This window comes from Nocardioides oleivorans (assembly GCF_004137255.1).
In the GTDB taxonomy this organism is placed as follows: Bacteria; Actinomycetota; Actinomycetes; order Propionibacteriales; family Nocardioidaceae; genus Nocardioides; species Nocardioides oleivorans.
On sequence record NZ_SDWT01000001.1, the window covers coordinates 2,895,396 to 2,909,459 of the forward strand.

Annotated in this window: 15 protein-coding genes; 10 read left to right on the forward strand and 5 right to left on the reverse strand. The window is 71.7% G+C overall.

The window, feature by feature from the left end; all coding sequences use genetic code 11:
• The first annotated feature begins 180 nt into the window (after positions 1-180).
• The 4 genes from EUA93_RS13840 to EUA93_RS13855 all read left to right on the forward strand — a co-directional run bounded on the left by EUA93_RS13840 (position 181) and on the right by EUA93_RS13855 (position 2,352).
• Positions 181-384 carry a cold-shock protein gene (locus EUA93_RS13840; protein ID WP_129400664.1) on the forward strand — a complete coding sequence of 68 codons (204 nt, stop codon included), beginning with the start codon at positions 181-183 and terminating at the stop codon, positions 382-384.
• 153 nt (positions 385-537) lie between these two features.
• Positions 538-1,770: an inorganic phosphate transporter gene (locus tag EUA93_RS13845; protein WP_129400665.1), complete on the forward strand. Its 1,233-nt coding sequence runs from the start codon at positions 538-540 to the stop codon at positions 1,768-1,770.
• Positions 1,767-2,066: a hypothetical protein gene (locus EUA93_RS13850; RefSeq protein WP_129400666.1), complete on the forward strand. Its 300-nt coding sequence runs from the start codon at positions 1,767-1,769 to the stop codon at positions 2,064-2,066. The genes EUA93_RS13845 and EUA93_RS13850 overlap by 4 nt, the downstream gene beginning before the upstream one ends.
• Before the next feature lie 10 nt (positions 2,067-2,076).
• Entirely contained in the window at positions 2,077-2,352 is a 276-nt protein-coding gene (locus EUA93_RS13855; protein ID WP_129400667.1) for a DUF3349 domain-containing protein, read from the forward strand.
• An 11-nt stretch (positions 2,353-2,363) separates the two neighbouring features.
• Here EUA93_RS13855 and EUA93_RS13860 read toward each other — a convergent pair whose 3' ends face one another.
• Positions 2,364-2,945, reverse strand: coding sequence for a TetR/AcrR family transcriptional regulator (locus tag EUA93_RS13860; RefSeq protein WP_129400668.1), 582 nt, complete (start codon positions 2,943-2,945; stop codon positions 2,364-2,366).
• 22 nt (positions 2,946-2,967) lie between these two features.
• Here EUA93_RS13860 and EUA93_RS13865 point away from each other — a divergent pair, with 22 nt between their 5' ends.
• Positions 2,968-4,107: an MFS transporter gene (locus tag EUA93_RS13865; RefSeq protein WP_129400669.1), complete on the forward strand. Its 1,140-nt coding sequence runs from the start codon at positions 2,968-2,970 to the stop codon at positions 4,105-4,107.
• Between the two features lie 36 nt (positions 4,108-4,143).
• Here the strand turns inward: EUA93_RS13865 and EUA93_RS13870 are convergent, their stop codons facing one another.
• A complete protein-coding gene (locus tag EUA93_RS13870; RefSeq protein WP_129400670.1) occupies positions 4,144-4,929 on the reverse strand; it encodes an ABC-2 transporter permease in 786 nt (261 codons plus the stop codon).
• On the reverse strand, positions 4,926-5,852 hold the full coding sequence (locus EUA93_RS13875) for an ABC transporter ATP-binding protein (protein ID WP_129400671.1): 927 nt from the start codon (positions 5,850-5,852) through the stop codon (positions 4,926-4,928). The genes EUA93_RS13870 and EUA93_RS13875 overlap by 4 nt, the downstream gene beginning before the upstream one ends.
• 229 nt (positions 5,853-6,081) lie before the next feature.
• Between EUA93_RS13875 and cimA the strand changes: the two genes are divergently transcribed.
• Positions 6,082-7,662, forward strand: coding sequence for a citramalate synthase (gene cimA / locus EUA93_RS13880; protein WP_129400672.1), 1,581 nt, complete (start codon positions 6,082-6,084; stop codon positions 7,660-7,662).
• A 64-nt stretch (positions 7,663-7,726) separates the two neighbouring features.
• On the opposite strand, the gene EUA93_RS13885 is transcribed toward cimA, so the two are convergent.
• Positions 7,727-10,138 (reverse strand): Ig-like domain repeat protein, encoded by a 2,412-nt coding sequence (locus EUA93_RS13885; RefSeq protein ID WP_207208686.1) that lies wholly within the window; start codon positions 10,136-10,138, stop codon positions 7,727-7,729.
• Positions 10,139-10,305: 167 nt separating this feature from the next.
• On the opposite strand from EUA93_RS13885, the gene EUA93_RS13890 reads away from it, so the two are divergent.
• Both EUA93_RS13890 and EUA93_RS13895 read left to right on the forward strand, forming a co-directional pair.
• On the forward strand, positions 10,306-11,025 hold the full coding sequence (locus tag EUA93_RS13890; protein ID WP_129400674.1) for a DUF305 domain-containing protein: 720 nt from the start codon (positions 10,306-10,308) through the stop codon (positions 11,023-11,025).
• 22 nt (positions 11,026-11,047) lie between these two features.
• On the forward strand, positions 11,048-11,413 hold the full coding sequence (locus EUA93_RS13895; protein WP_129400675.1) for a DUF6264 family protein: 366 nt from the start codon (positions 11,048-11,050) through the stop codon (positions 11,411-11,413).
• Positions 11,414-11,416: 3 nt separating this feature from the next.
• On the opposite strand, the gene EUA93_RS13900 is transcribed toward EUA93_RS13895, so the two are convergent.
• Entirely contained in the window at positions 11,417-12,007 is a 591-nt protein-coding gene (locus EUA93_RS13900; RefSeq protein WP_242497373.1) for a TetR/AcrR family transcriptional regulator, read from the reverse strand.
• 73 nt (positions 12,008-12,080) lie between these two features.
• On the opposite strand from EUA93_RS13900, the gene EUA93_RS13905 reads away from it, so the two are divergent.
• Positions 12,081-12,635 carry an NAD(P)H-dependent oxidoreductase gene (locus tag EUA93_RS13905; protein ID WP_129400676.1) on the forward strand — a complete coding sequence of 185 codons (555 nt, stop codon included), beginning with the start codon at positions 12,081-12,083 and terminating at the stop codon, positions 12,633-12,635.
• A gap of 22 nt (positions 12,636-12,657) precedes the next feature.
• Complete coding sequence (locus EUA93_RS13910) at positions 12,658-14,052, forward strand: amidase (RefSeq protein WP_129400677.1); 1,395 nt, start codon at positions 12,658-12,660, stop codon at positions 14,050-14,052.
• The last annotated feature ends 12 nt before the right edge of the window (positions 14,053-14,064 follow it).

Genomic DNA, 14,064 nt, shown 5'->3' on the forward strand with positions numbered 1-14,064 from the left:
AGCCCATCGTGCACTAGGCTTGTCGTGTTGAAGGGGTGGACTCGTCCGCTCTGGTCGCGCACCTAGTCGCGACTCGTATCTTTTTCTTCCTGGTTTTCGGTTCGCTGGACATCAGCACAGGTGGATGGCTTCAGCGGCCGGTGGGCACGTCGTCCCCGGCACCGAACAAAGGAAATGACAATGGCTCAGGGCACCGTGAAGTGGTTCAACGCTGAGAAGGGCTTCGGCTTCATCGCTCAGGATGGCGGCGGCGAGGACGTGTTCGTCCACTACTCCGCGATCCAGACCAACGGCTACAAGTCCCTCGACGAGAACCAGAAGGTCGAGTTCGACGTCACCGCCGGCCCCAAGGGCCCGCAGGCCGAGAACGTCCGCGCCGTCTGACGTAGCTGCACCGAAGGGCCCCGATCGCTGATGCGGTCGGGGCCCTTCTGCCTGTCCGACCTCGAGTGCGGCCGCGCGGCGCCGGGTGAACAGTGCCTGAACACCGCCGCCCGGGTATCGCCAAGCGCGTGCGGGAGGAGAACAGTCCGACAGGTGACTCCTGAGCTCGTCATCCTGGGGCTGGTGGTGGTGACCGCCCTCGCGTTCGACTTCACCAACGGATTCCACGACACCGGCAACGCGATGGCCACCTCCATCGCCACCGGTGCCCTGCGGCCCAAGGTCGCCGTCGCCCTCTCCGGGACCCTCAACCTGATCGGGGCGTTCCTGTCGGTCGAGGTGGCCCTCACCGTGACCAACGCCGTCATCAAGGTGCAGGACTCCGACGGCGCCCCGCAGCCGCAGTTCCTCGAGAACGGCGGCCAGGCGCTGCTGATGATCATCCTCGCGGGTCTCGTCGGCGGCATCCTGTGGAACCTGCTGACCTGGCTCCTGGGCCTGCCGTCGAGCTCGTCGCACGCCCTCTTCGGCGGGCTGGTCGGCGCGACGATCGCGGGCCTCGGCTTCTCCGGCGTCAACTGGGCCGGCGACGGCACGAAGCTGGACGGCGTGGTCGGCAAGGTGCTGCTGCCGGCGCTCCTGTCGCCGGTCATCGCGCTCGTCGTCGCCGCGGTCGGCACCTGGCTGATCCACCGGATCACCGAGGGAGTGACCGAGCGCTACCGCGAGACCGGCTTCCGCTGGGGTCAGATCGGCTCGGCCTCGCTCGTCTCGCTGGCGCACGGCACCAACGACGCGCAGAAGACGATGGGCGTGATCACCCTCGCGCTGATCGCGTCGGGGGAGTGGACCGACACCGGCTCCATCCCGTTCTGGGTCAAGCTCACCTGTGCGCTGGCGATCGCGCTCGGCACCTACCTCGGCGGCTGGCGGATCATCCGCACGCTCGGCAAGGGCCTCGTCGAGATCTCCTCCCCGCAGGGCATGGCCGCCGAGTCGTCCTCGGCGGCGGTGATCCTCGCCTCGAGCCACCTCGGCTTCGCGCTCTCGACCACCCACGTGGCGACCGGCTCGATCCTCGGCACCGGCGTCGGCAAGAAGGGCGCCGAGGTCCGCTGGGGCGTCGCCGGCCGGATGGTCCTGGCCTGGATGATCACCTTCCCGATGGCCGCGGTGGTGGGCGCGCTCACCTGGTGGGTCGGCAACCTGGTCGGCGGCCTGGGCGGTGCGCTCGTCGTGTTCGCGATCCTCGTGGTGCTGGCCGGCTACATGTACGTCCGCTCCCGCCGCGCCCCGGTCGACCACACCAACGTTAACGACGCCTGGGACGGCGCTCCCTCCGCCTCGGTCCCGGCGACCGCCGCTGCCTCCGGAGGTGCTCGATGAACAACCTCGGCTACGCCCTCGACGGCGCCTGGCAGGTCCTGCTCGCGGGGCTGATCCTCGGCGCGGGCCTGCCGGCCGTCTTCGCACTCGGCATCCGCTCGGCCACGTGGGGGACCGGCGGCACCGCCGCCGAGGTCGACGGCGGCTCGCCCCATCCGCTCGGTCGCGTGCTGGCCGCCCTGTGCTTCGCCGTCGTGCTCGCCGGCGTCGCGCTCGGGATCACCTTCATCGTGGCCTCCGGCTTCGGCTACGCCTTGAGCTTCGAGCACATCTACCCGACGCTGGTCGAGAAGTGAGGAGTACGCCGTGCCCGTGCTGCTGAACCGTGTGGTCGCCTGGCTCCGCGAGGGCTACCCCACCGGCGTGCCCGCCCAGGACTACATCCCCCTCCTCGCCCTCCTCCGTCGCCGGATGACCGACGACGAGGTGGCGGCCATCGCCGCCGAGCTCGCCGACGAGGGCATGCTCGTCGACACCACGGACATCGCCGTCTCGATCTCCAAGGTGACCGACGCGGTGCCGTCGGAGGCCGACGTCGAGCGGGTGAAGGACCACCTGGCGTTCCGGGGCTTCCCGACGTAGCGGGCCGGCGTTCAGGCGCCGAGCAGGTCCGCGCGGTCGAGGATCACGCCCGCCAGGTCGCGCGTGCGCGGGCGGTCGATGCCCCGGACGACGGGACGCAGGCGCATCGCCAGCTCACCGGAGTAGAGGAGCACGAGCGCCTCGACGACGGCAGGAGCGGCCGGGCCGACGACAGGCTCCGCCAGGTCGAGGAGGCGTGCGCGGAGGGTCTCGGTCTCGTGTCGGACCGCAGCCGCGAGCACGGGTGCGGGCTCGGCGTGTCCGGCCGCCGTGCCGAGGAACGCGCACCACCGGGCGCCGGTGCTCCTGGTCCGGAAGGTGTCGATCGCGTCGAAGACCGCCAGGAGCCGGTCGCGGTCCGTGCGCGCCTGCGCCACCGCTGCCTCCCACACCTCGAGCCACTCCGCGTGACGTCGGTCGAGCGCGGCCGCCACGAGGTCGTCCTTGCTGCCGTAGGCCCGGTAGAGCGTGGCCGGGGAGACGCCGGCCCGGTCGAGGATGACGTCGACCGGCGCGTGGGTGTCGCCCCCGGCGAACACGACCTCGTCGACGGCGTCGAGGAGCCGGGTGCGGGTGGAGTCACGGGTGGCCACTCCTGAAGTGTAGGCTCAAGAAGTGAAACGAACGTTATCGTTCTTCGGGTCGCGCGACGGGTGGCTCGTGATGGCCGGCTGCTCACTCATCGCCGGGACCTACGGCCTGGTCCGCCTTGCCTATGGACTCTTCCTGCCCGACATCGACCGGTCGGTGCCGCTGGGCACCGCCACTGCCGGCTTCATCGCGTCGGGCTCGTCCGTGGCCTACTGCGTGGGCGCGCTCGCGGCGGTGGTGCTCGACCACCGCCCGCGGGCGTTGCTCGTGGCCTCGGTCGCGACGGCCTCGGGTGGTGCGGTCGCGATGGCGCTCGCCCCGGGCCTCGCCCTCCTGGCCCCGGCGGTCGTCGTCGCCTCGGCCGGTGCGGGCCTGGCGTCACCGGGACTCGTGGCGGTCGTCGCCCGTACGGTCTCGCCGCAGCGCGCCGATGCGGCCCAGGCAACGGTCAACGCCGGGACCGGGCCCGGCCTGGTGGCGGCAGGCGTGCTCGCGCTGGTCATGCCGGACTGGCGCGCTGCCTTCGTCCTGAGCGCGGTCGTGACCGCGCTCGCCGGGGGCGGCGTGCTGCTGCTCGACCGCGGGAGGGTCCGCCCTGCGGCCGGCTCCCGAGCGATGTCGGACCGTGGGAGTGCCTCGCTCGTGAGGCTCCGGGTCCCGGCGGTCGCGGCGATCCTGCTGGGCGTCGCCTCGGCGGTCACGTGGACCTACGGCCGCACGCAGCTCGCCGCCACCGGGGCCGGCGACACGACGACCGTGCTGGCCTGGATCGCCCTGGGCGTCGGAGGTACGGCCACGGTGCTCACCGCGAGCCGGCTCGCGTCGCTGTCGCCGCAGCGGGCCTGGCTGCTCACGTCCGCGGTGGTCGCCGCATCGACCGCCGGCCTCGGCCTGACGGACGCCCCCCGCCTCGTGCACGTCGCAGCATGTGTGGGGTTCGGCTGGGGCTTCGTGGCCGCCAGCTCCGCACTCATCGCGTGGGCGAGCCGCGTGCTGCCCACACGCGGAGCGGCCGGCACCTCGGTGCTCTTCGTCGCGCTGGTGCTGGGCCAGGCCCTCGGCGCCGCCCTCGCCGGCGTGGTCGCAGATGGGGCCGGGATGTCGACGGCCTTCCTGCTCTCTGCGCTCGTCGCGCTGGCCGCGGCGGCGTGCGGCCGGGACTGACCAGCCGCACGCCGGGCGTACGTCGACCCGCTCGCGCTACTTGGGCTCGGCGCGCAGGAGTCGCAGCAGGCCGAGGACGAAGGGGACCACCAGCCAGATCGTGCCGGAGACGAGCAGCTGGGCGAAGACCTCGCCGCTGGGGGCGCCGTCGGCCTGGAACATCAGTCCCTGGGCGGTGTTGAACTCGATCCACGGGGCGAGGTCGGCGAACCACTGCTGGAAGGAGCTCAGGATGCCGACCGCGATCGGCAGCACCAGGGAGTAGATGAAGTAGGTGACGATCGCCGCCGGGCTGTTCATCAGCAGCATGCCGATGGCGAAGCCGGTCAGGATCCCGATGAGGTTGGCCACCAGGAAGCCCTTGACGAGCACGTCGGCGGTGATCGACCAGTCTCCGCCGCCGATGAGGGTGCCGACCGCGGCCACCAGCATGGCGATGACGATCAGCACGGCCCCGAGGATCAGGCCGCCGCAGAGCTTCGCCGCCACCACGCGACCGCGGTGCGGCTCGAGGGTGAAGGTGGTCAGGCCGGTGCGCTGGCTCCACTCGCTGGTCACCATCAGGATCAGCAGGATGGGCAGGAAGTAGCCCAGCACGGCGCCCGACACGGCGATGACGTCGCTGAAGTCACGGGCGTTCTCCGGAGCGGCGAAGGCGTAGATGACGACGACGGCGAGGCTGAGGAGCACGATCGAGCCGGAGAACCAGCGGCCGGCGCGGGTGTCGAGGGCCTTGCGGACCTCGACGCTGACGAGCCGGGTGAACGGGACGGCCGGGGTGCCGGAGACGTCGAGGATCTCGGACGAGGTGGTGGTGCTCATGCGGTGCCTCCCTGGGCGGTCGCGGCGGCGGGATGTCCCTCGCGCTGGGTGTCCTCGGTGAGGGAGAGGAAGAGGTCCTCGAGGCCGGCGGCCCCGGACCGGAGCTCGGTGAGCACGACCCGGGCCTCGAGCGCGGCGCGTCCGACGGTGGGGGAGTCGGAGTCGACCCGCAGCCCACCGGCCTCGACGGTGACCTTGTGCCCGGCAGCCGTGAGGTGGCGACCGAGCGCGTCGTCGTCCTCCGAGTGCACCAGCGTGCTGCTCGCCTGGCCGGACAGCAGGGACTCCTTGGTGCCCGAGGCGACGATCGTGCCCCGGCCGATGAGGATCATCTCGTCGGCGATCAGCTCGACCTCGTTGAGCAGGTGGCTCGAGAGCAGCACGGTCCCGCCCTGGTCGGCGTACGACTTGAGCAGGCGCCGCATCCACCGGATGCCGGCCGGGTCGAGCCCGTTGGCGGGCTCGTCGAGGATCAGCACCGACGGGTCGCCGAGCAGCGCGTGGGCGATGCCGAGCCGCTGCCGCATGCCGAGCGAGTAGTTGCGCACGCGGCGCTTCGACTCGTCCGCGGTCAGCGACACGAGCTCGAGCATCTCGTCGACGCGCGAGTCGGGCAGGCCCATCGTCTTGGCGCCGATCATCAGCACCTCGCGTCCTGTGCGACCGGCGTGCTGGGCGGAGGCGTCCAGCAGGACGCCGACGTGCCGGCCGGGGTTGGGGATGTCGCGATAGCTCCGGCCGCCGATGAGCACGCTGCCCGACGTCGCGGGCGTGAGGCCGACCATGATGCGCATGGTCGTCGTCTTGCCGGCTCCGTTGGGGCCGAGGAACCCGGTGACCCTGCCGTGCTGGGCGGTGAAGCTGACGTCGTCCACGGCGGTGAACCCGCCATAGGTCTTGGTGAGGCGTTCGACCGTGATCATGGGTCCACTCTGGCATGTACGACGCCCGGTGCAGGGCGACCGGCACGGCGTGCCTCGCAGCCCGGGGACCGGATCCCGAGACTCACGTCTCACGCCAGCCGCATCGGTGGCACCATGAGCCCGTGACCAGCAGCACGATCATCATTCCCTAGCGCGACGAGCCACTCGTCGCGCCCACCTCCTGCACCCCAGGAGGTTTTTTCATGTCACCAGCCAGAGAGATGCTCCGATGGACCTGCACGGCGCCTTCCATGTCTACGACACCACCCTGCGCGACGGCGCGCAGCAGGAGGGGCTCAACCTCTCGGTCGCCGACAAGCTGACGATCGCCCGGCAGCTCGACGGCCTGGGCGTCGGCTACATCGAGGGAGGCTGGCCGGGCTCGAACCCGAAGGACACCGAGTTCTTCCGTCGGGCGCAGGACGAGCTGGACCTCAGGCACGCGAGGCTCGCGGCGTTCGGCGCCACCCGCCGGGCCGGCGTACGAGCTGCTGACGACCCGCTCGTCGCCGCCCTCCGCGACTCGGGCGCGGGCGTGGTCACGCTCGTCGCGAAGTCGCACGACCGGCACGTCGAGCTCGCGCTGCGCACCACGCTCGAGGAGAACCTCGCGATGGTGCGCGACACCGTGGCCCACTTGCGCGAGGAGGGGCAGACGGTGTTCCTCGACGCGGAGCACTTCTTCGACGGCTACCGCGCGAACCGGTCGTACGCCCTCGAGGTCCTGCGCACCGCGGCCGAGGCCGGCGCCGAGGTCGTCGCGCTCTGCGACACCAACGGCGGGATGCTGCCGGACTGGGTCTCCGACGTCGTGCGCGACGTGATCGACACGACCGGCGCGCGCGTCGGCATCCACGCCCACAACGACAGCGGCTGCGCCGTCGCCAACTCGCTGGCCGCGGTCAACGCCGGCGCGACGCACGTGCAGGGCTGCATCAACGGCTACGGCGAGCGCACCGGTAACGCCGACCTCGTCACGGTGGTCGCGAACCTCGAGCTCAAGCTGGACAGGTCGGTCCTCCCGCAGGGCCTGCTGCGCGAGGCGACCCGCATCGCCCACGCGGTCGCCGAGGTCACCAACTTCCCGCCGGCCTCGCGCCAGCCCTACGTCGGCACGTCGGCGTTCGCGCACAAGGCCGGGCTGCACGCCAGCGCGATCAAGGTCGACCCGAACCTCTACCAGCACATGGACCCGCTCGACATCGGCAACGACATGAGGCTCCTCGTCTCCGACATGGCCGGCCGCGCGTCGATCGAGCTGAAGGGCAAGGAGCTCGGCTACGACCTCTCGCACGACCGCGAGCTGGTCACCCGCGTCACCGACCGGGTCAAGGAGCTCGAGCAGCGCGGCTACACCTTCGAGGCCGCCGACGCGTCCTTCGAGCTGCTGCTCGCCGAGGAGGTCGAGGGCGCGCGGCCGTCGTACTTCGACGTCGAGTCGTGGCGCGTGATCACCGAGACCCGCACCGGTGGCGAGGCGATCTCCGAGGCCACGGTGAAGCTACGTGCGGAGGGCGTGCGGTACGTCGTCACGGGCGAGGGCAACGGTCCGGTGAACGCCCTGGACGCGGCCCTGCGCGAGGCGATCGGCCAGGCGTTCCCCGAGGTCGCGAAGTTCGAGCTGATCGACTACAAGGTCCGCATCCTCGACCAGGGGCACGGCACCGACGCGATCACCCGCGTGCTGATCGAGACCAGCGACGGCCAGTCGTCGTGGGTCACCGTCGGCGTCGGAGCCAACGTGATCGAGGCGTCGTGGGGAGCGCTGGTCGACGGCCTCACCTTCGGCCTGCGCCGCCAGCACGGCTAGCAGCCACCACACGACAAGAGGCCCCGGCGGTTGACCGCCGGGGCCTCTCGTCGTGCGGACTGGGTCAGCGCACGACCCGGAACGAGGTCCGGACCTTGCTCGGCGCCACGTCCTTGCTGCCGTCGTAGGAGACCAGCAGCTGGTGCTTGCCGACCTTGATCGTCCGCTTGATCTCGAACACCACACGGCCGTCGGCGAGCTTCTTCGTCGCGACCTTGTTGCCGTCGACCTTGACGACGACCTTGCCGGTCGCGTCCGCGCCCGTGGCCCTCACGCCGACGACGACCCGGAAGGCCTTCTTGAAGCGCGGCTTGGCCGGGTTGACCTTGACCGTCGTCCGCGACGCCGCCTTGGTGGGCACCGGTGCGGCCTTGACCGTGGCGGTGAAGGTCGCCGACGAGACGGCGTTCGTCTCGTCACCGCCGTAGGTCGCGGTCAGCGTGTGCGTGCCGACCGGGAGGCCGGCGGGCAGGTCGACCGTGGCGGAGCCCCGGGTGAGCGCTGCCCTGCCGAGCTGCTTGCCGGACGCGTCGGTCACCGTCACGGTGCCGGCCGGGTCCGCGCCCTCGGTCCCGACGCGCGCGACAGTCACCCTGGCCGCCGAGGCCTCGCCGAACGTGGACGGCTCGGGGGAGTGCGACCCGGTGACCTTGGTCGGCAGCTTGCAGCCGGCCTCGCACGCCGTGCTGTCGCGCAGCTCGATGATCGCCTGACGCGCCGTGCCCTGGTCGCCGTTGCTGCCGAGGAACTTCAGCGCGGCGTCGAGGTAGTGCCTCACCAGGGGCGCCGACGCGGTGTTGGCCCGCGCCCGGGCGAGGTTGTCCCTGACGCCCTGGAGCGGCTCGGAGGTCAGGGCGCCGGAGCGCGCGGCCTGGTCGACGTACGAGCCGGCCACGGCGAAGCTCGGCGCCCACGTGGTCGTGGTCTGGTGCTGGGCGTTGAGCTCGTCGGCGGTGACCTCGCCGGCCGCCGTGATCTCGTCGGCGGAGAGCAGGTCGCTCGGGAGCAGGCCGAAGGCGTCGAAGCCGCGGGCGATCTCGCTGCCGAAGACGTTGCCGTTGTACCAGTACGTCGACCAGAAGCCGCCCAGGTTGAGGCCGGTCGGGTTGGGGACGTTGATCGGGCCGCGGTCGTAGTAGGCGAGCTCGACCGGGTTCCGCGAGTCGGTGAAGTCGAAGATCGACATGCCGCCCTGGTACCAGGCCTGGACCATGATGTCGCGCCCGGGGACCGGGACGAGCGACCCGTTGTGGGCCACGCAGTTCTCCTGCGCGGTCTGCGGCACCGGCAGCTTGTAGTAGCTGCGGAACTGCATCTTGCCGTCGACGATGTCGAAGATCGCGTTCGCGCCCCACTCGGGCTTGTCGGTCGTGCGGCAGCGCGGGCTCGAGCCGCCGCCCCACTCGTCGGTGAAGATCACCTTGGTGCCGTCGTTGTTGATGGTGGCCGAGTGCCAGTAGGAGAAGTTCACGTCGGCGACCGCGTCCGTGCGAACCGGGTTGGCCGGGTCGGTGATGTCGAGCAGGATGCCGTTGCCCTGGCAGGCACCGGCCGCGATCCCGATCTCGGGGTAGGCGGTGATGTCGTGGCAGGTGTTGGTGTTGGGGGACGGCGAGTAGCTGGTGCCCGACGGGTGGGTGCCGTTGGGCGGCAGGTTCTGCAGGCCGTTGTAGGCGCCGGTGACCGGGTCGGTGAAGATGCGGGGCTGGCTGACGATCGCCGCGTCCTCAGGCGCGTCGAGCGGCACCTTGATGACGTCGATGCGCCACTGCGTCGGGTTGCCCGTCGTCACCGGGGTGTTGCTGTTGGTGGGGGCGTTCTCGCACCCGGCGAGCTCGTCGGCGGAGCGCACGCTCGAGGTGCCGGAGTTGTAGATGTAGAGGTTGTCGGGGTCGCTCGGCGAGTCCACGAGCGTGTGCGTGTGCGAGCCGCGGCAGGTCTGCACGTAGCCGACCTGCTCGGGGCTGGAGATGTCGGAGATGTCGAAGATCCGGACCCCGCGGAACCGCTCGGGATTCACGGCGCCGGGCGCGCCCTGGGTGCCGCAGTCGATGCGCCCCGAGGTCTGCTCGACCGACATGAAGAGCAGGTCTCCGTGGACCGAGACGTCACCCTGGCCACCGGGGCACAGGAACGACCCGCGCAGGCTGGGCTCGGCCGGGTCGGAGATGTCGTAGACCTGGAACCCGAGGTAGTTGCCGACGATCGCGTTGTCGCCGCTGAAGGCGAGGTCGGAATTGATGCTCGACGCACCCGGGTTGCCGTCGAAGGCCCCGGTGCGGGGATCGTTGTCGAGCAGCTCGATGTTGCTGGCGGCCTCGGACCACGGGAGGTATCCCGGGGCGAGCCCGATCCGCGGGTCGGGCTCCTCGGCGGAGGCCTGCGCGGCGGCGGCCGGGAGCATCGCTGCGACCAGCGCTCCTGCGACCAGTCCCATGACCCGGTGCGGGCTTCTACTACGACGGAGGTCTGACATGGAGGGGGTGACGACCTTTCAATCGTGGCCGCACGCAGGGACTTTCGGACGGTGATCCGCGCCCCGGCGCGACCTATGATGCCGAGCAACGTAGCGACGCGGATGTGTCGCGCACCACGAACCAAAGACTGATTGCGAACACCGGATCACCAGCGGAAGAGAGCCCCATGACCCTCCTGGCCCGGCTCGGCGTCGTGCTCGTCGTCGTCCTCGGCACCGCGTCGTGCACCGGCGGCGAGCCCGACGGCAAGCCCTCCGGGGCAGGGAAGGCCGAGGAGGGTGCGCCGGTCGTGCAGCTCGGCGCACCGGGGGAGGACAACAGGACGCTCTCGCCCGAGGAGGTCGAGGAGCTCTCGACGCCGATGCACACCGAGGCGGACGTGGCGTTCGTCGAGATGATGATCCCCCACCACGAGCAGGCGCTCGAGATGGCCGCCCTGGTGCCGGACCGCGCCCAGGATCCCGGCCTGCTCGCGATGGTCGAGCGGATGGAGGTCTCCCAGGCCGACGAGATCCAGCAGCTCGAGGACTGGCTCACGACCAACGTCGCGACCGGCAGCGCGCAGGGAGAGCACGACGACCACGACGGCGACCACGACGGCGGCCACGACGGCGGCCACGGTGAGGACCACGCCGACATGCCCGGCATGCTCACGCCCGAGCAGCTCGACCAGATGCGCGACCTCGACGGGCGCGCGTTCGACCGCTACTTCCTGCAGGCCATGATCAACCACCACGACGGGGCGATCATGATGGTGCAGGACCTCATGGAGGGTGGGGAGGGCGGCCAGGAGACCACGATCTTCCAGCTCGCCAACCACATCGGCTCGGACCAGGCCGTCGAGATCGCCGCGATGAAGCGCAGGCTGAAAGCCCTCGGCGGCTGATGGAATGTCCTAGGTTGGCGGCGTGACCCAGCCCGCGTCGTACGTCGACCAGCAGCGCGACGCGCGCCCCACCGACCGTGTCGTGACCGTCCTGCTCCTGATCGCCCTCGTGGTGCTCGCGCCGGCCGCCGGATTCATGGGACTGCTCACCGCGATGGCCTCCGACTCGTGCGGCTCCGGCAACGAGTGCAACGAGGGGCTCATCGGGGTCGGGGTGATCACCTCGGCCGCGTCGCCGATCGTGGTGGCGCTCGTCGCGCTGGTGTGGGTCGTGGTGCGCTGGCGGCGTGGTCGTACGACGTGGTGGGTGCCGCTGGTCGCCGCCGTCGTGGCCGCGGGCACGTGGTGGATCGGCGCGCTGATCACCTTCGCCGCCGTCGGCTGGTAGCGCTCAGGCGCCGACGATCCGTCTCACGAGGTCGTCCCAGCCCGCCTCGATCCGCTCGATGGGCAGGTGCTCGCGGGTGACCTGCTGCTCCAGCACGACGAGCTCGAGCGGCGCGAGGACGGCCGTGGCGAGCATCAGGAGGTCGCCGGAGACGCCGAGCTCGCTGAGCAGGTAGCGCACGTGCATGTTGGCGAACGACACCGCGGCCGCCGACCTCGCGCCCGGTCGTCCGGCGGCGGCGATGAGCCTGGCGTGGGTGAGGTTCGTCGCCAGGCGCGAGTGCCCGAAGGCCAGCAGCCGGTCGTAGGCCGGCGCCCCCGGCCCGAGCGGAGGGGGACCGGACAGGACGCGCGCCTGCCACGCGGTCTCCGACTCGTTGAGCACCGCGGCCATCAACCCCTCGCGGCTCTCGAAGCGCCGGAAGAGCGTGCCCTTGCCGACGCCGGCCTCGGCGGCGACGGTCTCCATGGTCACGCAGTCGACCCCTCGCGTCTCCACGAGGTGCAGCGCCGCGGCGAGGATCGCCTCCCGGTTGCGCGCAGCGTCGGCCCGTTCCGGGGCGGGGCCGTCCGCCATCGGGAGCAGGTTGGTCACGCCGCCACCCTAGGGTCAGGAAAAAGATCAGGACATCGGGAATGGAAACGGACCGCGGTCCGTTTCAACCGTCATGACCACTGACAAGCAGACCCGTGTCGCCGTCCTCCTCGGTTCCTACCGCGCCGGTTCGCTCAACCGCCGCATCGCCGAGCACCTCCGCGACAACGCCCCCGCGGGTGTGACCGTCGACGTCGTCGAGGGCATCGACACCATCCCGTTCTACAACGAGGAGATCGACGGCGAGACCGCTCCGGCCAGCGCCACCGCGCTCCGTGAGTCCGTCGCCGCCGCCGACAGCGTCCTCGCCGTGACCCCCGAGTACAACGGCACCATGCCGGCCGTGCTCAACAACGCCATCGACTGGCTCTCGCGCCCCTACGGCCAGGGCGCCATCGTCGGCAAGCCCTTCGCGGCCATCGGCGCCACCCCGACGCCGTACGGCGGCAAGTGGTCGCACGAGCACGCCCGCCACTCCGCCACCATCGCCGGTGCGGTCGTCGTCGAGGGCATCGTCGTCGACGAGTCCGCCGTCGAGGGTGACCCGCTGGAGAACGAGGCCGCCGTGCAGCGCTTCCTCGGCGCGCTCGACGCCCTCGTCGCGCACGAGGTCGAGGCCGCTGCCTGACGGTGACGGCTAGGTTCGTGGAGTGAGCCTCCACGACCTGACCGCGCTCGAGCAGGGCGACGCCGTGAGCCGCGGCGAGGTGTCGCCGCTCGAGCTCGTCGAGCACTACGTCGCTCGCGCCGACCACGTCGGCGCCTTCATCACCACCACCTCCGACCAGGCGCGCGACCACGCCCGCCGGCTCGCCGACACGGGACGCCCCACGGACGCAGGTCCGCTGTGGGGCGTCCCGACCGGCATCAAGGACCTCCACCCGACGGCGGGCGTCCGCACCACCTTCGGCTCGGCGGCGTACGACGACTTCGTCCCCGACGCCTCCGACAACGTCGTCCTCTCCGTCGAGGCCGCCGGGATGCCGAGCCTGGGCAAGACGAACACGCCGGAGTTCGGGTCGCCCTGCTACACCGAGCCCGACGTGGCCCCGGCCGCCGTCACGCCGTGGGACACCACCCGCACCGCCGGCGGCTCGTCGGGCGGCGCCGGCGCTGCGGTCGCCGCGGGCCTGCTGCCCGTCGCCCCCGGCTCCGACGGCGGGGGCTCGATCCGGATCCCGGCGTCCTGCTGCGGCATCGTCGGCCTGAAGCCGAGCCGTGGCAGGGTCAGCGGCGCGCCGATGTACGGCGACCCGATCGGGCTCGCCACGCCCGGCACCCTCGCCCGCACGGTCCGCGACGCCGCCGCCCTCCTCGACGTCCTGGAGGGCCGCCGCGTCGGGGATCCCTTCTGGGCGCCGGAGCCGACCACCTCGTTCCTCGACGCGTGCGACCGCGAGCCCGGCCGGCTCCGAGTCGCCCGCTTCATCGCGCCCGTGATCGCCGACGTCTCCGTCGATCCTTCCAGCGTCACGGCGTGGGAGGCCGCCTCCACGCTGCTCGAGGAGCTCGGGCACGACGTCGAGGACGTGCCGGTCCCGATCCCGCCCGCGGCGGTGGCCGACTTCGAGACCTGCTGGGCCGTGCTGACCGCCCTGTCCCCGGCGCCGCCCGGGCGCGAGGACCGGCTGCGCCCGCTCACTCGCTGGCTCGGCGAGCGCGGTCGTGCCGTCAGCGGGCCGGAGCTCGGCCTCGCCATCGGCAGCCTGCGCCGCCACGCGGCCGCAGCCCTCGCCGCACTGGCGCCGTACGACGTCGTCCTCACCCCCACCCTCGCGCGCCCGCCCGCCCTGGTCGGCGAGCTGCGCGACGACGCCGACCCGGCCCGCGACTTCGCCCGGCAGAAGGAGTTCACGCCGTGGACGAGCGCGTGGAACGTCACCGGGATGCCGGCGGTGTCGCTCCCGCTCCACCGGACCGACGACGACCTCCCCGTCGGCGTGATGCTCGCCGCCCGGCCGGCCGAGGAGGAGCTGCTGCTCGCGCTGTCGGCCCAGGTCGAGGAGGCGGCCCCGTGGGTGGACAGGCGGCCGCCCGGCTGGTGAGGTGGCCGGATG

Excerpts from the sequence above, each read along its gene's own strand:
- EUA93_RS13875 (WP_129400671.1), bottom strand. The coding sequence starts at position 5,852 with ATGATCACGGTCGAACGCCTCACCAAGACCTATGGCGGGTTCACCGCC.
- EUA93_RS13840 (WP_129400664.1), top strand. The coding sequence starts at position 181 with ATGGCTCAGGGCACCGTGAAGTGGTTCAACGCTGAGAAGGGCTTCGGC.
- EUA93_RS13850 (WP_129400666.1), top strand. The coding sequence starts at position 1,767 with ATGAACAACCTCGGCTACGCCCTCGACGGCGCCTGGCAGGTCCTGCTC.
- cimA (WP_129400672.1), top strand. The coding sequence starts at position 6,082 with ATGGACCTGCACGGCGCCTTCCATGTCTACGACACCACCCTGCGCGAC.
- EUA93_RS13885 (WP_207208686.1), bottom strand. The coding sequence starts at position 10,138 with ATGTCAGACCTCCGTCGTAGTAGAAGCCCGCACCGGGTCATGGGACTG.
- EUA93_RS13905 (WP_129400676.1), top strand. The coding sequence starts at position 12,081 with ATGACCACTGACAAGCAGACCCGTGTCGCCGTCCTCCTCGGTTCCTAC.
- EUA93_RS13890 (WP_129400674.1), top strand. The coding sequence starts at position 10,306 with ATGACCCTCCTGGCCCGGCTCGGCGTCGTGCTCGTCGTCGTCCTCGGC.
- EUA93_RS13870 (WP_129400670.1), bottom strand. The coding sequence starts at position 4,929 with ATGAGCACCACCACCTCGTCCGAGATCCTCGACGTCTCCGGCACCCCG.